This is a genomic window from Variovorax sp. ISS6 (assembly GCF_056523145.1).
The window spans coordinates 4,392,641-4,407,047 of sequence record NZ_JAWRZC010000001.1; the positions used below are offsets into that span (position 1 = coordinate 4,392,641).

Here is a 14,407-nt window from a genome sequence, read left to right on the forward strand (position 1 = left end):
CCCGCAGCGAAATCAAGGAGGAGCCGAAGGCGGGGGACATTCGCGGAGGGGAGTACCCCGTCGGCGTGAGCCCGCCCCCGACCTACGACAACACGGCCCCCACGCCATTGCCACAGAACACACGACCCGCTAGGGTTGTCCGCATGACCCCAGAGACCTCCCCCGACGCCGCGAGAAGCTATGCCATCCAGATGCACGGCGACCAGAAGTACGGCGTGCACCCCTACGTCCATCACCTCGATGCAGTGGTCGCGCTGCTGCGGCCCTATGGGGAACAGGCACAGGTCGTGGGTTTCCTGCACGACGTGGTGGAAGACACCGACGCCACCGTGGCCGACATCGCCGAACGCTTCGGCACCCTGGTGGCGGGTTGCGTGGCGCTGCTGAGCGACGCGCCCGGTGCCAACCGCAAGGAGCGCAAGGCCCGTACCTATGCCGCCATGTCGCATGTGAAGGGAGAGCAGGAACTCGCGCTGACCGTGAAGGCCGCCGACCGCCTGGCCAACGTGCGCGCCTGCGTGGCCGATGGCCATCGCGACCTGTGGGAGACCTACCGCGGCGAGCACGCCACCTTCAAGGCCGCCGCCTACCGGGCCGGCCAGTGCGATCCGCTCTGGACCGAAATCGACGCCCTGCTCTCGGCCTGGCCGTCGAATCCGCCGCCGCGCTGAGCGATCCCGCGCCCGACGCGCGCCTCAGCGGCCGCAGGCCGGGTGCTTGCGGCCTTCGGTGTCGTTGGGCAAGCCCATGAAGTCCAGGATGTGAGGCGCCGTGCCATCCACCTGCAGCAACGGCGCCGCGCTCAGGTTGCCCTGGCAGTAAGCGGTCTTGAGCGGGTTGAGGTAGTTGTTGTTGAGGATCAGCAGCGTGTCTCGCTCCGAGGCCGCCTGTCCGCCATGGCCGCTGCCCACGCCGCCATGGTCCGAGGTCACCACGACGAGCCACTCCTCGTTCGCATAGTTCGGCCGCGCCGTCAGCGCCGCCAGCACCTGCGCGATCTGCTGGTCCTCGGCCGCGATCTTGCCCCGATAGAAGGCATTGAGCGGGTCGTAGCTCGGTGCATGCACGTCCACGTTGTGCAGGTAGTAGAAGATCGCCGTCGGCGCATGCTTCCAGCTCAGCCAGCCCTTGACCGTGTCCGTGGCCTGCTGCGAATTCTTGGCCGCGTTGGCGACCACGAAGTCGGCCTTCGCGGGCCGCAGGTTGTGCGTGATGTTGAACCAGTCGCCCACCACTGCCGTCGTGGCCGTCGGCCAGGCCTCCTTGATCCGGTCGAACACGTGCGTCTTGCGCAGCGGCAGGCTGGTGTCGTTGGACGTCACGCCGTGCTTGTCGGCCCAGAACCCCGTGAACACCGACGACCAGCCGGGACCGCTCACCGTCGCCTGCTTCGTGCCGCCGGCCAGCACGTTGCCGTGGAAGGCCCCGCCCGCGATCAATGCCGACATCGCGGGCGTCGCCACGCAGCCCGCGCACTGCACCGCATCGCCGCGCAGGCCGTCGATACCGATCAGCAGCACATGCCTGTTGCCCGGCACGGGGTTGGGAATACCTTCGCCCGCGATCAGCGAATAGTGGTCGTAGGGATGGCCGGGATAGTCCGTCTTCAGTCCGCCGACGTCACTCGCGCGCTTGTCGCTGAGGTCGCAGCGCTGCTGGGCCTTGTAGTAGTCGAAGGAACGGCACCAGGTCGACCGGCTCGCGTCGGTGCACGCATTGGCGCAGTCGCCGGGCGTCACCGGCTGCAGGCTCTCGGTGTTGTGGCCGCTGATCGCCGCATCGGGCGTTCGCACGAAAGGCTTCAGCGGGTCGGGCTTGAGGCTGTAGTGGTCATAGGGATGGCCGGGGTAGTCGGTCTTCAGGCCGCCCACGTCCTCGGCGCGCTTGTCGCTGAGATCGCAGCTCTGGTTGGCCCGGTGGTGGTCGAAGGACACGCACCAGGCCGCGCGCGGCGCCCCGAGGCAGGCCGCGGCGCACATCTCGGGCGTGGACTGCGCCAGGTTCTCGACGTTGTGGCCCGCGATGGCCGCATTGGGCGTCGGCGCGAACGCGTCCAGCGAGGCCGCGGCGGCGGGGCCGGCGAGCGCCGCGGCCGTCAGGAACAGGCCAGCCAGGCGTGCCCGGATCGATGACTTCATGATGTCTCCTCATCGCAGGGGTCGTGGGGATGATTCCCTCGCTGCCTCGCCGTGTCTGCCGTGGCGAATGCAACTTCGGGCGGAGTAAATCACTGGCGCTTGCCATCGATCCAATTCAAAAATCTTCGGTGTCGCATAGAGCAGGCCTATGCATAGTCCTGTCATCGAAAGGTGTCACGGCACCGCGTTCAGGGGCGGTTGCCGCCCTTGCCGCCGATCATGCGCCACGCACTGCCGGCGCTGAGCAGCGCCAGCCCAGCGCTCAGCAGCATCACCCAGCGAAAGCCCGCCACGAAAGCTTCGGCCACCGCGCGCCGCAGGGTCTCGGCCGTGGCGGCGTCCACGCCCGGCGGCATGGCGGCCCCGGCGAGGCTGGCGCGCTCGCCTTCGAAGAAGGCCGTCACCTGCGCCGAGGCGCCCGCGGCCTGCAGCCGCTCGGCCAGCGCGGCATCGAAGGCCCAGGCCATGACCGCGCCGAACACCGCGATGGCCAGCACCGCGGCCGCGCGCGAGACCGCGTTGTTCACGCCCGAGGCCACGCCCGCGAGGTCGGGGCCGACGGCATTCATCACCGTGGTGGTGAGCGGCGCCACGGTCACCGCCATGCCCAGGCTCAGCACCACCACGGCCGGCAGGAAGCCGCTCCAGTAGCTCGCGCCGACGCCGGGCAGCGCGAACAGCCCGAAGCCCGCGGCCGCGATCGCGGGCCCGATCACCAGCGGCAGCCGCGGTCCGAAACGGTCGACCAGCTGGCCGGCCCAGGCCGAGAGCGCGAACATGACGAGGATGAAGGGCAAGAGCGCCGCGCCGGCCGCCGTGGCCGACCAGCCCTGCACCTGGATCAGGTTGAGCGGGAAGAAATAGAGGCCGCCGCCGAGCGCCGCGTAGAGCAGCAGGGTCAGCAGGTTGGCGCCGCTGAAGTTGCCGCTGCGAAACAGCGAGAGCGGCAGCATCGGTGCGCGCACGCGGCGCTCGATGGCGACGAAGCCGACGCTGCCCGCGATGCCGATCGCCAGCGCCGCGCGCACGGCCGCCGAGGCCCAGCCCTGCGTGGGCGCCTCGATGAACGCATAGACGATGCCGCCGAGCCCGGCCGTGGCCAGCAGCGCGCCCCAGGGGTCGAGGCCGCCGCGGGCCGAGGCGCCGCGGCTCTCGGGCACGTGGCGCCAGCAGATCCACAGCACCAGCAGCGCCATCGGCACGTTGATCAGGAAGGCCCAGGTCCACGAGAAATGATCGACCAGGAAGCCGCCGAGCACCGGCCCCACGGCCCCCGTGATGCCGCTGAAGCCCGACCAGGTGCCGATGGCCTTGCCGCGCGCCTTCTCGGGAAAGGCCGCGCTGATCAGCGCCAGGCTGCCCGGCACCAGCATCGCGCCGCCGAGGCCCTGCACCGCGCGCGCGGCGATCAGCTGCTGCACGCTGGCCGCGAGCGCGCAGGCCACCGACGAGAACGCGAAGATCGCGACGCCGATCGCGAACACGCGGCGCCGTCCGAAGTGGTCGCCGAGCGCGCCGCCCACCAGCAGCAGCGCGGCCAGCAGCAAGGCATAGGACTCGACCACCCACTGCGCCTGGAAGGCGGTGGCGCGCAGGTCGGCCTGGATCGCGGGCAGCGCGACGTTGACGACCGTGCCGTCGATGAAGGCCATGCTCGAGCCGACGATGGCCGCGGCCAGCACCCAGGGCCTGGAGGCCTCGGGGCAGCCGGTGTCGTCGCCGGGCGTCTTGCCGATCTGTGCCATCGCTGGTCTCCGCTCCAGAGCATCGATTCGCCACCCCGCCCTGCCCCGCCCCGCTGCTGGCGCGGGACGGCCGCCATCAAGGCGCGCAGGTGGTCGCCGACGGATTCGCGCGCGCGGCAGCCACGCTGCGCGCCATCGCCGCGGCTGCGGCCGCGGTCACGCGCTGGGCGCCCTGCGCCACCGCGTCCATGCCGGTGCCCACGGGTTCGCCGGCCTCGAAGCTGCACACCAGGGTGCGCGGCTCGTCGGCGCGCCGCAAGGTCCAGCTGAAGGCCGCTTCCACGCGCCCGCCGTCGACCGCGTCGAACTGCTTGAGCTGGGCCGCGATGCGCCACACCGGCTGCACATTGGGGCGGCCGCCCTTGCTGACGTCGAGCGCGCCCAGGCGCGTGGCGATGCCGCTGGCCAGCGCGTCGCGCAGTTCGTTCTCGAACGACGAAGCCCAGCGGTGCTGCTCGAGCACCTCGACCTGCACGCTGCCGCCGGGCTTGCGCACCACCATCTGCGGCCGGGCCAGCCTCTCGGGCACGGCCACGGGCGCGAGCTCGATGGCCAGCGGCACGGTACCGCTGGCGGCGGGCGCGGCGATCTGGTCCGCGGGCACGCTGCTGGCAAGGGTGTAGTAGCTGTCGGGCTTGCTCGCGCAGCCCGCGGCGAGCGCGGCCAGCGCGGCGATGCCGGCGAGAAGGGTTCGGCTGTGCGTCTTCGTCATTTCTTGTCGTCCGGTTTGCCGCGCAGCAGCGATTCGGGATGGCGCTCGAGGTAGTCGGTCAGCACGCGCACCGAGCCGGCGGCGCGCGTGAGCTCCTGCAGCATCTGGCGCGTGTCCTGCTGCAGCGGCGAGTCGTCGGCCAGCGTGCGCTCGGCCGAGTTCACGGTCTTGCGCACGTCCTTCATGGCCGCGGCCAGTTCGGGCGTCACGTCGTTGTTGATGCGGCTCACCGTCTGCTCGGTGGCGGTCAGCGTCTTGTTGAGCGTGGCCAGCGTGGTGCGCAGGTCCTGCGCGATCTGCTCGTAGGGCACCTTGTTGAGCTTGCTCGCGATCTCCTGCACCTGCGACTGGATCTCGTCGAGGCTGTTGGCCATGGTCGGCAGCTCGATCGGGCTCTTGCTCAGGTCGATCTTGGCGGGCGGCGCCTTCGGGAAGAAGTCGAGCGCGACGTAGACCGAGCCCGTGATGAGGTTGCCGTTGCGCAGCTGCGCGCGCAGGCCCTTCTCGGTGAGGAAGCGCAGCCGCTCCTGCTGCGAGAAGCGCGGCTCGTTCTCGCTCGCGCGATCGGTGCTGCGGCGGCGCAGCCGGTCGGGATAGATCTGCACCAGCACCGGCATGCGGAACTCGCGCTCGGCGCGGTCGAACTCCACGCCGATCGACTTGACCTCGCCGATCACCACGCCGCGGAAGTCGACCGGCGCACCCGGCACCAGGCCGCGCAGCGACTGGTTGAAATACATCAACAGCGTCTGCGAAGGCCCGTCGGGCTCCTTCATCGCCGTGGTCTCGTCGGCCGCCAGCATGAAGGCCGTGTTCTCCTTCGCGAGCGGGCCCATGGCGTCGTCGGGCGCCTGGAACGCGATGCCGCCGAGCAGGATGGTCGCGAGCGACTGGGTGCGCAGCGTGAAGCCGCTGGCGCTGAGCTGCGCATCGATGCCGCTGGCCTGCCAGAAGCGCGTGTTGACGCCCACGAACTTGTCGTAGGGCGCGTTGACGAACACGCGCAGCGTCACGCCGCGGCCGTCGCCGTCGAGCTCGTAGGCCGCGACCTGTCCCACCTTGATGCGGCGGAAGTAGACGGGCGAGCCGACGTCGAGCGAGCCGATGTCGGCCGCGCGCAGCAGGAACTGCTGGCCCGAGTCGTCGCGCGTGACGATGGGCGGCGCCTCCAGGCCCTTGAACTCGCCCGAGGTCTCCTTCGACACGCCGGCGTCGGCGCCGATGTAGGCGCCCGACAGCAGCGTGTTCAGGCCCGAGATGCCCGAGGTGTCGAGCCGCGGCCGCACCACCCAGAAGCGCGAGTCCTCGGAGGTGAAGCCCTCGGCCTCCTTGTTGAGCTGCACCAGCACGCGCACGTGCGAGCGGTCGCGCGCCAGGCGCAAGCTCTGCACCAGGCCGATCTGCACGTCCTTGTACTTGACGGCGGTCTTGCCGGCCTCCAGGCCCTCGGCGGTCTTGAAGGTCAGCACGATCTCGGGGCCGCGCTCCATCAGGATGCGCGCCACCAGCATCACGCCGACCAGCGCGGCCACGATCGGGATCAGCCAGATCAGCGAGGGCAGCCACTCGCGGCGGCGCTTGACCTGCGGCCTCGGCAATGGCGGCGCGGACGGCGCCGGTCGGTCTTGCGGTCGTTCTTCTTCACTCATGCTGCTTGTTCTTCCCTGTTCTCGAAATTCTCTTGCACGGCCTGTGCCTGCCGGCTGTCCCAGGTGAGCTTCGGATCGAAGCTCAGCGAGGCCAGCATGGTCAGCACCACCACCGAGCCGAAGGCCGCGATGCCCACGCCCGCGGTGATCACCGCGAAGCCCTGGATCTGCACCAGGCCGGTCAGCAGCGACACCACGAACACGTCGAGCATCGACCAGCGGCCGATGATCTCGATGATGTGATAGAGCTTGGCCCGCTCGTGCTGCCGCCAGCTGCTGCCGCGCTGGGCCATCACCACGAGCAGGAACAGCACCGCCAGCTTGAACAGCGGCACCAGGAAGCTCGCGATGAAGACGATGGCCGCGAGCCCGTAGGCGCCCGAGACCCAGAAATAGATCACCCCGCTGAGGATGGTGTCGTACTGCGCCCCGAACAGCGTGCGCGTGATCATCACCGGCAGCAGGTTGGCCGGTATGTACATGATGCAGGCCGCGATCAGGAAGGCCCAGGTGCGCGTGAGGCTCTGCGGCTTGCGCGTGTGCAGGTGCGTGCCGCAGCGCCCGCAGGCGTCGCCCTCCTGCGCGTCCTGCCAGACGGCCGCGCAGTGCGGGCAGGCCAGCAGGCCCAGCGAGGCGGCGGTGACGACCGGCGGGTCGGCGGCGGGTTCCGGTTCGGGCGCGGGCGGCCTGCGCAAGGCGGGGAACTTCATGCGGAAGCCCCCTGCTCGTCCTCGTCGCCGGCGGCGCGGAAGGTCATCTCCCAGAACGCGCCCGGGTTGAACGACAGCACCGCCGTCAGCGTGACCGTGAGCGCCATGAAGGCCCACAGCGCGGGCCCCGCGACCACCGTCGCCATGCTCGAGAGCTTGACCACGGCCACCAGCACGCCGAGCAGGAAGACCTCGATCATTCCCCAGGGCCGCAGCGACTGCATCAGCCGCACCAGGATCGCGAAGCCCAGCGGCCGGTGCTCGCGCCGCAGCGGGATCAGCAGGTAGACCAGGATGCACAGCTGCAGCAGCGGGAACAGGATGGTGGTGGCCAGCACCAGCAGCGCCACCACCGACATGCCCTCGGCCCCGAGCACCACCACCGCGCCGGCCAGCGTGGTCTGGCTGCGCAGGCCCTGCAGCTCGATCTCGACGATCGGGAACAGGTTGGCGATCGCGAACATGATGAGGCTGGTCACGGTCAGCGGCAGGATGCGGCTTTCCTGCGCGCCCGGGTGGCGGCCGATCTCGGTGCCGCAGCGCGCGCAATGGGCCACCTCGCGCGGCTGCAGTTCGGCGCGGACATAGACCGCGTCGCAGCCCGGGCATACCATCGTGTCAGGTACTTCCTTCATGGGGCCGTACCCTAACCTATTCAGCCCGCGTGTCCCGTCGTCCTGAGCCGCAAGCTGCTGAAGATTGCGGCGACACCGGCACAACAGCCGGCCAGCACCAGCGCCACCACCGGCCCGTGGCCGCCGTGCGGGCTCCAGAGGCTGAAGACGCCGGCCAGCACCACCGCGCCCAGGGTCTGGCCCGTGAGCCGCGCCGTGCCGAGCATGCCGCTGGCCGCACCGCTTCGGTGCGCGGGCGGCGAGGTCACGATGGTGTGGTTGTTCGGCGACTGGAACAGCCCGAAGCCCAGCCCGCACAGCGCCATGCGCCAGGCGATGTCGGCATTGACCGGGTGCGCCGGCAGCAGCGCCAGCGAGAACAGGCCGGCGGCCATCAGCCCCAGGCCGATGCCGCCGAGCAGCCCGTCGGGATAGCGGCCGATCAGCCGGCCGGCCAGCGGTGCCATCGCCACGATCGCCAGCGGCCAGGCCGTGATCAGCAGGCCGGCCTCGAAATGGCTGCGGCCGTAGACCTCGAGCAGCAGGAACGGCAGCGCGATGTAGGCCAGCATCTGCGCGCAGAAGGCCGCCACCGAGGTGCCCATGGAGAGCGCGAACACCGGGATGCGCAGCAGGTCGATCGGGAACAGCGGCACCGCGAGCTTGCGCTGCCGGCGCAGGTAGACGAAGCCCACCGCCACGCCGGCCAGCAGCGTGAGCCAGGCGCTCAGCGGCGGTCCGCCCGCCGCCACCCCGCCCTCGCGCACGCCCAGGCGGTCGACGCCGAGGAACACCAGCGAGAACATCAGCACGTTGAGCGTCACGTCGACCGGCGAGAAGCGCAGGCCCGCGGCCGGCGCCACGCGGTTGAACGGCAGCGCCTTCATGCCGAGCGCGAAGGTGACGATGCCCAGCGGCACGTTGATGGCGAACAGCCACGGCCACGAGGCCACCGACAGGATGGCCGCCGCCACCGAGGGCCCGGCCACCGACGAGGTGGCGACCACCAGCGAGTTGATCGCCATGCCTTTGCCGAGCTGCGAGGACGGATAGGTCAGCCGCACCAGCGCCGCGTTCACGCTCATGATGCCGGCCGCGCCCAGGCCCTGGAAGGCGCGCGCGGCGATCAGGGTGGTCAGCGAGTTGGCGAAGGTGGCGGCCGCCGAGGACAGCGTGAACACCGCCATGCCCACCAGGTAGACGCGGCGGTAGCCCACCAGGTCGCCCAGCGAGGCCAGCGGCAGCAGCATCACGAGGATGGCGATCTGGTAGGCGTTGACCACCCAGATCGACTGCGAGGCGCTGGCGTTGAGTTCGCGCGCGATGCCAGGCAGCGCGAGGTTGACGATGGTGCCGTCGAGCACCGAGACGATCAGCCCGAGGATGATCACCAGCATCGACCAGCGCCGCGCGGGCTGGTCGAGGCCGTCGATGACGCGCGCGCCGCCCTCGGTGCCCAGGCTGGCCGCCACGCTGCTCATCAGGCCTCCTGCACCCGGCGCGCCGGTTGCGTGCCGCGGTCGCCGCCCAGCGTGAGCCAGGTCAGCACGCCGGCGATCAGCGCGCCCGCGGCCATGCCGGTCACCATCGGCAGCGGGCCGCCGTCGGTGAAGGCACCCACCACCGCCATCGCCACCGCGCCGGTCAGCATCTGAAGCGTGCCCAAGAGCGCCGAGGCGGTGCCGGCGATGGCGCCGTGCATCTCGAGCGCCAGCACGCCGGTGGTCGGGATCACGAAGCCCATGAAGCCCGAGGCGATGAAGTACAGCACGATCATCACCCACAGGCTGTCGCCGCCCATGGCGTAGTAGGCGAACATGGCGACCATTGCCACGCCGCAGCCGGCCACGCCGAACTTCACCAGCCGCGCCAGGCCGAAGCGCTCGCCGAGCGCGCCGTTGAACTGCGAGGCGCCGAAGAAGGCGGCCGCGTTCACGCCGAAGGCCACGCTGTAGAGCGCGGGCGACAGGCCGTAGTGGTCGATCATCACGAACGAGGAGTTCGCGAGGTAGGTGAAGAAGCCCGCCATCGCGAAGCTGCCGATGAACACCAGGCCCAGGTAGTGGCGGTCGCGCAGCAGCAGCCAGTAGGCCGACAGTGCGCTGCCGATGCTGCTCTCGACGCGCTCCGAGGCCGGCCGGGTCTCGGCCAGCAAGGTGGCCATCATCGCGAGGCCGGCGACGGCCGCGACGGTCACGGCCCAGAACACGCCGCGCCAGCCGGTGATCGCGATCACGCCGCTGCCCACCAGCGGCGCGAGGATCGGCGAGATGCTGAACACCAGCATCAAGAGCGACATCAGCCGCGCGGCATCGGTGCCGGTGTGCAGGTCGCGCACCACCGCGCGCGGGATCGCCATGCCGGCCGCGGCGCCCAGGCCCTGGATGAAGCGCAGCGCGATCAGGGTCTGGATGTCGGTGGCCAGCGCGCAGCCCACGCTGGCGATCGCGAACACCGCGAGGCCCGCGTACAGCGGCGGCTTGCGGCCCACCATGTCGGAGACCGGCCCGTACAGCAGCTGGCCCGCGCCCAGCGAGATGAAGAAGGCCGTGAGGCTCATCTGCACCGCGCCGATGTCGGCGCGCAGGCTCTGGCCGATCGCCGGCAGGGCCGGCAGGTACATGTCGATGGCGAAGGGACCGATGGCGGAGAGCAGGCCCAGCAGCAGGGCCATGCGGAAGAAGGGAGAGGAACGCATTGGAGCGATTGTCGCCAATGCGCCGCCCGCGCGCCGGCGGCGCGCCCAGTGTCCCCTCGCCTCGCCCCCCGCTAATCTTGCGGAAAGAAACGGTTGGCCGGCCGCGGCAGGCCCAGGTTCTCGCGCAGGGTACGACCTTCGTATTCCTGCCTGAAGATGCCACGGCGCTGCAGTTCGGGCACCACGCGGTCGACGAAGGCATCGAGCCCGCCGGGCAGCCACGGGAACATCACGTTGAAGCCGTCGGAGCCCTCGCTCTCGAGCCATTCCTGCATCTCGTCGGCGATGGTCCGGGCCGTGCCCACGAAGGCCAGGCCGCCATAGCCGCCCAGGCGCTGCGCGAGCTGGCGCACCGTGAGGTTCTCGCGCCGGGCCAGCTCGATCACGCGCTCGCGCCCGCTCTGGCTCGCATTGGTGGGCGGCACCTCGGGCAGCGGGCCGTCGGGGTCGAAGCTGGAGGCGTCGTGGCCCAGCGCGATCGACAGCGAGGCGATCGCGCTGTCGTAGTGCACCAGGCTGTCGAGCTTGGCGCGGATCGCCTTCGCCTCGTCGACCGTGTCGGCCACGATGGTGAAGGCGCCCGGCAGGATCTTGAGGTGCTCGGGGTCGCGCCCGAGCTTGCGCATGCGCGACTTGATGTCGGCATAGAAGGCACGCGCGTTCGCCAGCGTGCCCGGCGCCGCGAAGATCAGCTCGGCCGTTTCGGCCGCGAGCTGGCGCCCGGCCTCCGAGGCGCCGGCCTGCACGATCACCGGCCAGCCCTGCACCGGCCGCGCGATGTGCAGCGGCCCGCGCACCGACAAATGCTCGCCCTTGTGGGCCAGCACGTGCAGCTTGGCCGGATCGAAGAAGCGGCCGCTGTCGACGTCGCGCACGAAGGCGTCGTCGGCCCAGCTGTCCCACAGGCCGGTCACCACGTCGTGGAACTCGCGCGCCCGGTCGTAGCGCGCGTCGTGCTCCATGTGGTCCTCGCGGCCGAAGTTCAGCGCCGCGTCGGGATTCGAGGTGGTCACGATGTTCCAGCCCGCGCGGCCGCCGCTCAGGTGGTCGAGCGAGGCGAAGCGGCGCGCGATGTGGAAGGGCTCGTCGAAGGTGGTCGAGGCGGTGGCGATCAGCCCGAGGTGCCGCGTGTGCTGCGCCAGCGCCGACAGCAGGGTGAAGGGCTCGAACGAGGTGGCCGTGTGGCTGCGCTGCAAGGCCTCGATCGGCATGTTGAGCAGCGCGAGGTGGTCGGCCATGAAGAAGGCGTCGAAGCGGCCGCGCTCCAGCGTCTGCGCGAGCTGCTTGAGCCGCTCGAAGTTGAAGTTGGCGTCGGGCCAGGCGCCCGGGTAGCGCCAGGCGCCGGTATGGATGCTGACCGGGCGCATGAAGGCGCCCAGGCGCAGTTGCTTGCGCGTGCTCACGGCCGGTCCCGGAACATCAGAAGGGCTCCTTGAAAGGCCGCAGGTCGAGTTCCTGCGTCCAGGCGCTGCGATGCTGGGCATGCAGCTGCCAGTAGCTCTCGGCGATGGCATCGAGCTGCAGCAGTCCGTCCTCGCCGGCCTGGGCGGCGCGCTGCGGCGAGCCGCTGCGCAGACGCTCCCCGTCGATGCCGCCGTCGATCACGACATGGGCGACGTGGATGCCCTGCGGGCCGAACTCGCGCGCCAGGCTCTGGCTCAGCGAGCGCAGGCCGGCCTTGGCGGCCGCGAAGGCGGCGAACGGCGGCTTGCCGCGCAGCGCGGCGGTGGCGCCCGTGAACAGCAGGCTGCCGCGCCCCGCGGGCGTGGCGCCTTCGAAGGGATTGGCCAGCAGGCCGCGCAGCGCCTCGCGCGCGAACACGAAGCCGCCGAGCGTGCTGGTGCGCCAGGCCTGGGTGAACTGCTCGACCGAGATCTCGAGCGTGGGCGCGCGCGCCGCGCTGGAGGCGTTGAACACCGCCACCGACAGCGGCCCGAGCGCGCGCACGCGCTGGCCGACGCCGTGCACCTCGGCCTCGCTCGACACGTCGGCCGCGAAGGCATGGGCGGTGCCGCCCGCGGCCGCGATCTCGGCGGCCACCGCCTCGAGCTGCTGCGGCGTGCGGCCGGTCAGCGCGACGACCAAGCCCTCCTGCGCGAAGCGCCGCGCGAGCGCGGCACCGAGGCCCGCGCTCGCGCCGACGCCCGCGATCCAGGCGACGGAGGGACCACGGGAGGCGGTGGGTTCGGCGGGAGAAGAAGACGGGGAGGAAGCGGCGTTCGTGGACATCGGGGCGGGTCGGCAAAGCGTGGATCGTCACGAAGGCTATACCCGCGCCCCGGGGGCCGGAACGATGGAAAAGCGATAACCATATGCGCGAACCGGTCGAGTCCCGGGCCCGGTGCAGACCGGCCGGGGAAGGTGCACAAGCGCCCTGCCCCGTGCTTTGGCGCCTCGATCATTTCCACGTCAGGAATGGCGGCCCTCGCCGGCCTACCATGGTCCGAGGGCCGCGGCTTTTCCTCGACGCCTCCCCTATCACACAACAGGAGACAACACGTGAATCCGATCGAGCAGAGAACCATCTCGAAGATGAGCTGGCGGCTGTTGCCGCTGCTCATGGTCAGCTACTTCATCGCCTACCTCGACCGCGTCAACCTCGGCTTCGCGGGCGCCGCCATGTCCAAGGACCTGGGCTTCAGCGCGGCCGTGTTCGGCAGCGCGGCCGGCATCTTCTTCATCGCCTACTTCCTGTTCGAGGTGCCGAGCAACATGGCGCTCGAACGCTTCGGCGCGCGCCGCTGGATCGCGCGGATCATGTTCAGCTGGGGCATCCTGTCGGCGGCCCAGGCCTGGGTCGGCGGCTCGACCAGCTTCAACGTCGTGCGCTTCCTGCTCGGCATCGCCGAGGCCGGCTTCTTCCCGGGCGTCATCTTCTACATCACGCTGTGGTTCCCCTCGGCCTACCGCGCGCGCATCGTCGGCTGGTTCATGTTCGCGATCCCGATCTCCACCGTGATCGGCTCGCCGATCTCGGGCTTCATCCTCAACATGGACGGGATGGGCGGCATGCACGGCTGGCAGTGGCTGTTCATCCTCGAGGCGATCCCCTCGCTGATCCTGACCTTCTTCGTGCTGTTCTACCTGCCCGACGGTCCGAAGGACGCGAAGTGGCTCACGAACGAGGAGCGCACCTGGCTGCAAGGCACGCTCGACGCCGAGCGGCGCAACCGCGAGTCGATCAACCAGATCTCGTGGAAGCAGTCGCTCTTGAACCCGCGCGTGATCGGCCTGGGCTTCGTCTACATGGGCATCACGGTGCCGCTGTACGGCCTGAGCTTCTTCCTGCCGCAGATCATCAAGGGCTTCGGCGGGCTGGGCAACGTGGAGATCGGCTTCATCAACGCCTTCCCCTACCTGGTGGGCGCGATCGCGATGCTGTTCTGGACCCGCGCCTCCGACGCGCGCAAGGAACGCAAGTGGTTCCTGCTGATCCCGCTGGCCTGCATCTTCGTCGGCCTGGTGCTGGCGGCCGAGACCAGCGCGCCGGTGCCGAAGATGGCCGCCGTGACGCTCGCGGCCTTCGGCATCTTCAGCGCCCTGCCCACCTTCTGGACCCTGCCCACCGCGATCCTCAGCGGCACGGCCGCGGCCGCGGGCATCGCCTGGATCAACTCGATCGGCAACCTCGGCGGCTACATCGGCCCGACCATCTTCGGCACGCTCAAGGACCGCATGGGCAACGACATCTACGCGGTGATCTTCCTCGCGCTGCTGGCGGCCGTGGCCTTCGTGCTGGTGCTGATCATCGGCCACGACGCGCGCACCGAGCAGGCCGCGGCGCCCGGCCGCGCCTGAAGCGCGTTCAGGAGGCCGCGCCGGCGCGCCGAGTCGCGTCCGCGGCCCGGACGGCCTCGAGCTTTCGCCAGGCCTCCCAGCACTCCTTCGAGCAGCAGGGCCACCAGCCCAGCGGCCCGACCACCGCCGCGTCGCCGCAGCCGTTGCCGCACCAGCGCAGCACGAAGGACTTGGAGCGGCGGCGCGGCACCGGGCTCGGGGGCTGCAGGGATTCGAACGGGGATTGACCGGGGTGCATGGCGGGCGGGGCTTTCTTCGCTGTCTTCGAGGGTCCGAAACGGGACCGACCTCCTGAAGACGAACGAAGAGCGCCAAACCCTCAGTCCTTCGCAAAAAATTTTTG

13 protein-coding genes are annotated in these 14,407 nt (G+C 70.4%); 2 read left to right on the forward strand and 11 right to left on the reverse strand.

What is annotated here, in order from left to right; genetic code table 11:
* Positions 1-143: 143 nt before the first annotated feature.
* Positions 144-671 carry an HD domain-containing protein gene (locus tag AC1HIL_RS20480; RefSeq protein ID WP_057590286.1) on the forward strand — a complete coding sequence of 176 codons (528 nt, stop codon included), beginning with the start codon at positions 144-146 and terminating at the stop codon, positions 669-671.
* 24 nt (positions 672-695) lie between these two features.
* On the opposite strand, the gene AC1HIL_RS20485 is transcribed toward AC1HIL_RS20480, so the two are convergent.
* The 10 genes from AC1HIL_RS20485 to AC1HIL_RS20530 form a co-directional block, all read right to left on the reverse strand.
* The gene (locus AC1HIL_RS20485; protein WP_479669887.1) at positions 696-2,138 is read right to left on the reverse strand and encodes a PAN domain-containing protein; all 1,443 of its coding nucleotides are present in this window, start codon (positions 2,136-2,138) and stop codon (positions 696-698) included.
* 188 nt (positions 2,139-2,326) lie between these two features.
* On the reverse strand, positions 2,327-3,883 hold the full coding sequence (locus tag AC1HIL_RS20490) for an MFS transporter (RefSeq protein WP_479669888.1): 1,557 nt from the start codon (positions 3,881-3,883) through the stop codon (positions 2,327-2,329).
* A gap of 76 nt (positions 3,884-3,959) precedes the next feature.
* Positions 3,960-4,595 carry a PqiC family protein gene (locus tag AC1HIL_RS20495; RefSeq protein WP_479669889.1) on the reverse strand — a complete coding sequence of 212 codons (636 nt, stop codon included), beginning with the start codon at positions 4,593-4,595 and terminating at the stop codon, positions 3,960-3,962.
* Positions 4,592-6,244 carry a PqiB family protein gene (locus tag AC1HIL_RS20500; RefSeq protein ID WP_057597468.1) on the reverse strand — a complete coding sequence of 551 codons (1,653 nt, stop codon included), beginning with the start codon at positions 6,242-6,244 and terminating at the stop codon, positions 4,592-4,594. The genes AC1HIL_RS20495 and AC1HIL_RS20500 overlap by 4 nt, the downstream gene beginning before the upstream one ends.
* Positions 6,241-6,954, reverse strand: a complete 714-nt coding sequence (locus tag AC1HIL_RS20505) for a paraquat-inducible protein A (protein ID WP_057597467.1) — start codon at positions 6,952-6,954, stop codon at positions 6,241-6,243. Before AC1HIL_RS20505 ends, AC1HIL_RS20500 begins: the two co-directional genes overlap by 4 nt.
* On the reverse strand, positions 6,951-7,589 hold the full coding sequence (locus AC1HIL_RS20510) for a paraquat-inducible protein A (RefSeq protein WP_479669890.1): 639 nt from the start codon (positions 7,587-7,589) through the stop codon (positions 6,951-6,953). The genes AC1HIL_RS20505 and AC1HIL_RS20510 overlap by 4 nt, the downstream gene beginning before the upstream one ends.
* A gap of 20 nt (positions 7,590-7,609) precedes the next feature.
* Positions 7,610-9,049, reverse strand: a complete 1,440-nt coding sequence (locus AC1HIL_RS20515; RefSeq protein WP_479669891.1) for an MFS transporter — start codon at positions 9,047-9,049, stop codon at positions 7,610-7,612.
* On the reverse strand, positions 9,049-10,266 hold the full coding sequence (locus tag AC1HIL_RS20520; RefSeq protein WP_479669892.1) for a multidrug effflux MFS transporter: 1,218 nt from the start codon (positions 10,264-10,266) through the stop codon (positions 9,049-9,051). Before AC1HIL_RS20520 ends, AC1HIL_RS20515 begins: the two co-directional genes overlap by 1 nt.
* Before the next feature lie 71 nt (positions 10,267-10,337).
* Positions 10,338-11,633 (reverse strand): LLM class flavin-dependent oxidoreductase, encoded by a 1,296-nt coding sequence (locus AC1HIL_RS20525; protein WP_422098209.1) that lies wholly within the window; start codon positions 11,631-11,633, stop codon positions 10,338-10,340.
* 52 nt (positions 11,634-11,685) lie between these two features.
* The gene (locus AC1HIL_RS20530; RefSeq protein ID WP_479669893.1) at positions 11,686-12,495 is read right to left on the reverse strand and encodes an SDR family NAD(P)-dependent oxidoreductase; all 810 of its coding nucleotides are present in this window, start codon (positions 12,493-12,495) and stop codon (positions 11,686-11,688) included.
* 270 nt (positions 12,496-12,765) lie between these two features.
* On the opposite strand from AC1HIL_RS20530, the gene AC1HIL_RS20535 reads away from it, so the two are divergent.
* Positions 12,766-14,064: an MFS transporter gene (locus tag AC1HIL_RS20535; protein ID WP_057597463.1), complete on the forward strand. Its 1,299-nt coding sequence runs from the start codon at positions 12,766-12,768 to the stop codon at positions 14,062-14,064.
* Positions 14,065-14,071: 7 nt separating this feature from the next.
* Here the strand turns inward: AC1HIL_RS20535 and AC1HIL_RS20540 are convergent, their stop codons facing one another.
* Positions 14,072-14,302: a hypothetical protein gene (locus tag AC1HIL_RS20540; RefSeq protein ID WP_261205696.1), complete on the reverse strand. Its 231-nt coding sequence runs from the start codon at positions 14,300-14,302 to the stop codon at positions 14,072-14,074.
* Positions 14,303-14,407 lie beyond the last annotated feature (105 nt).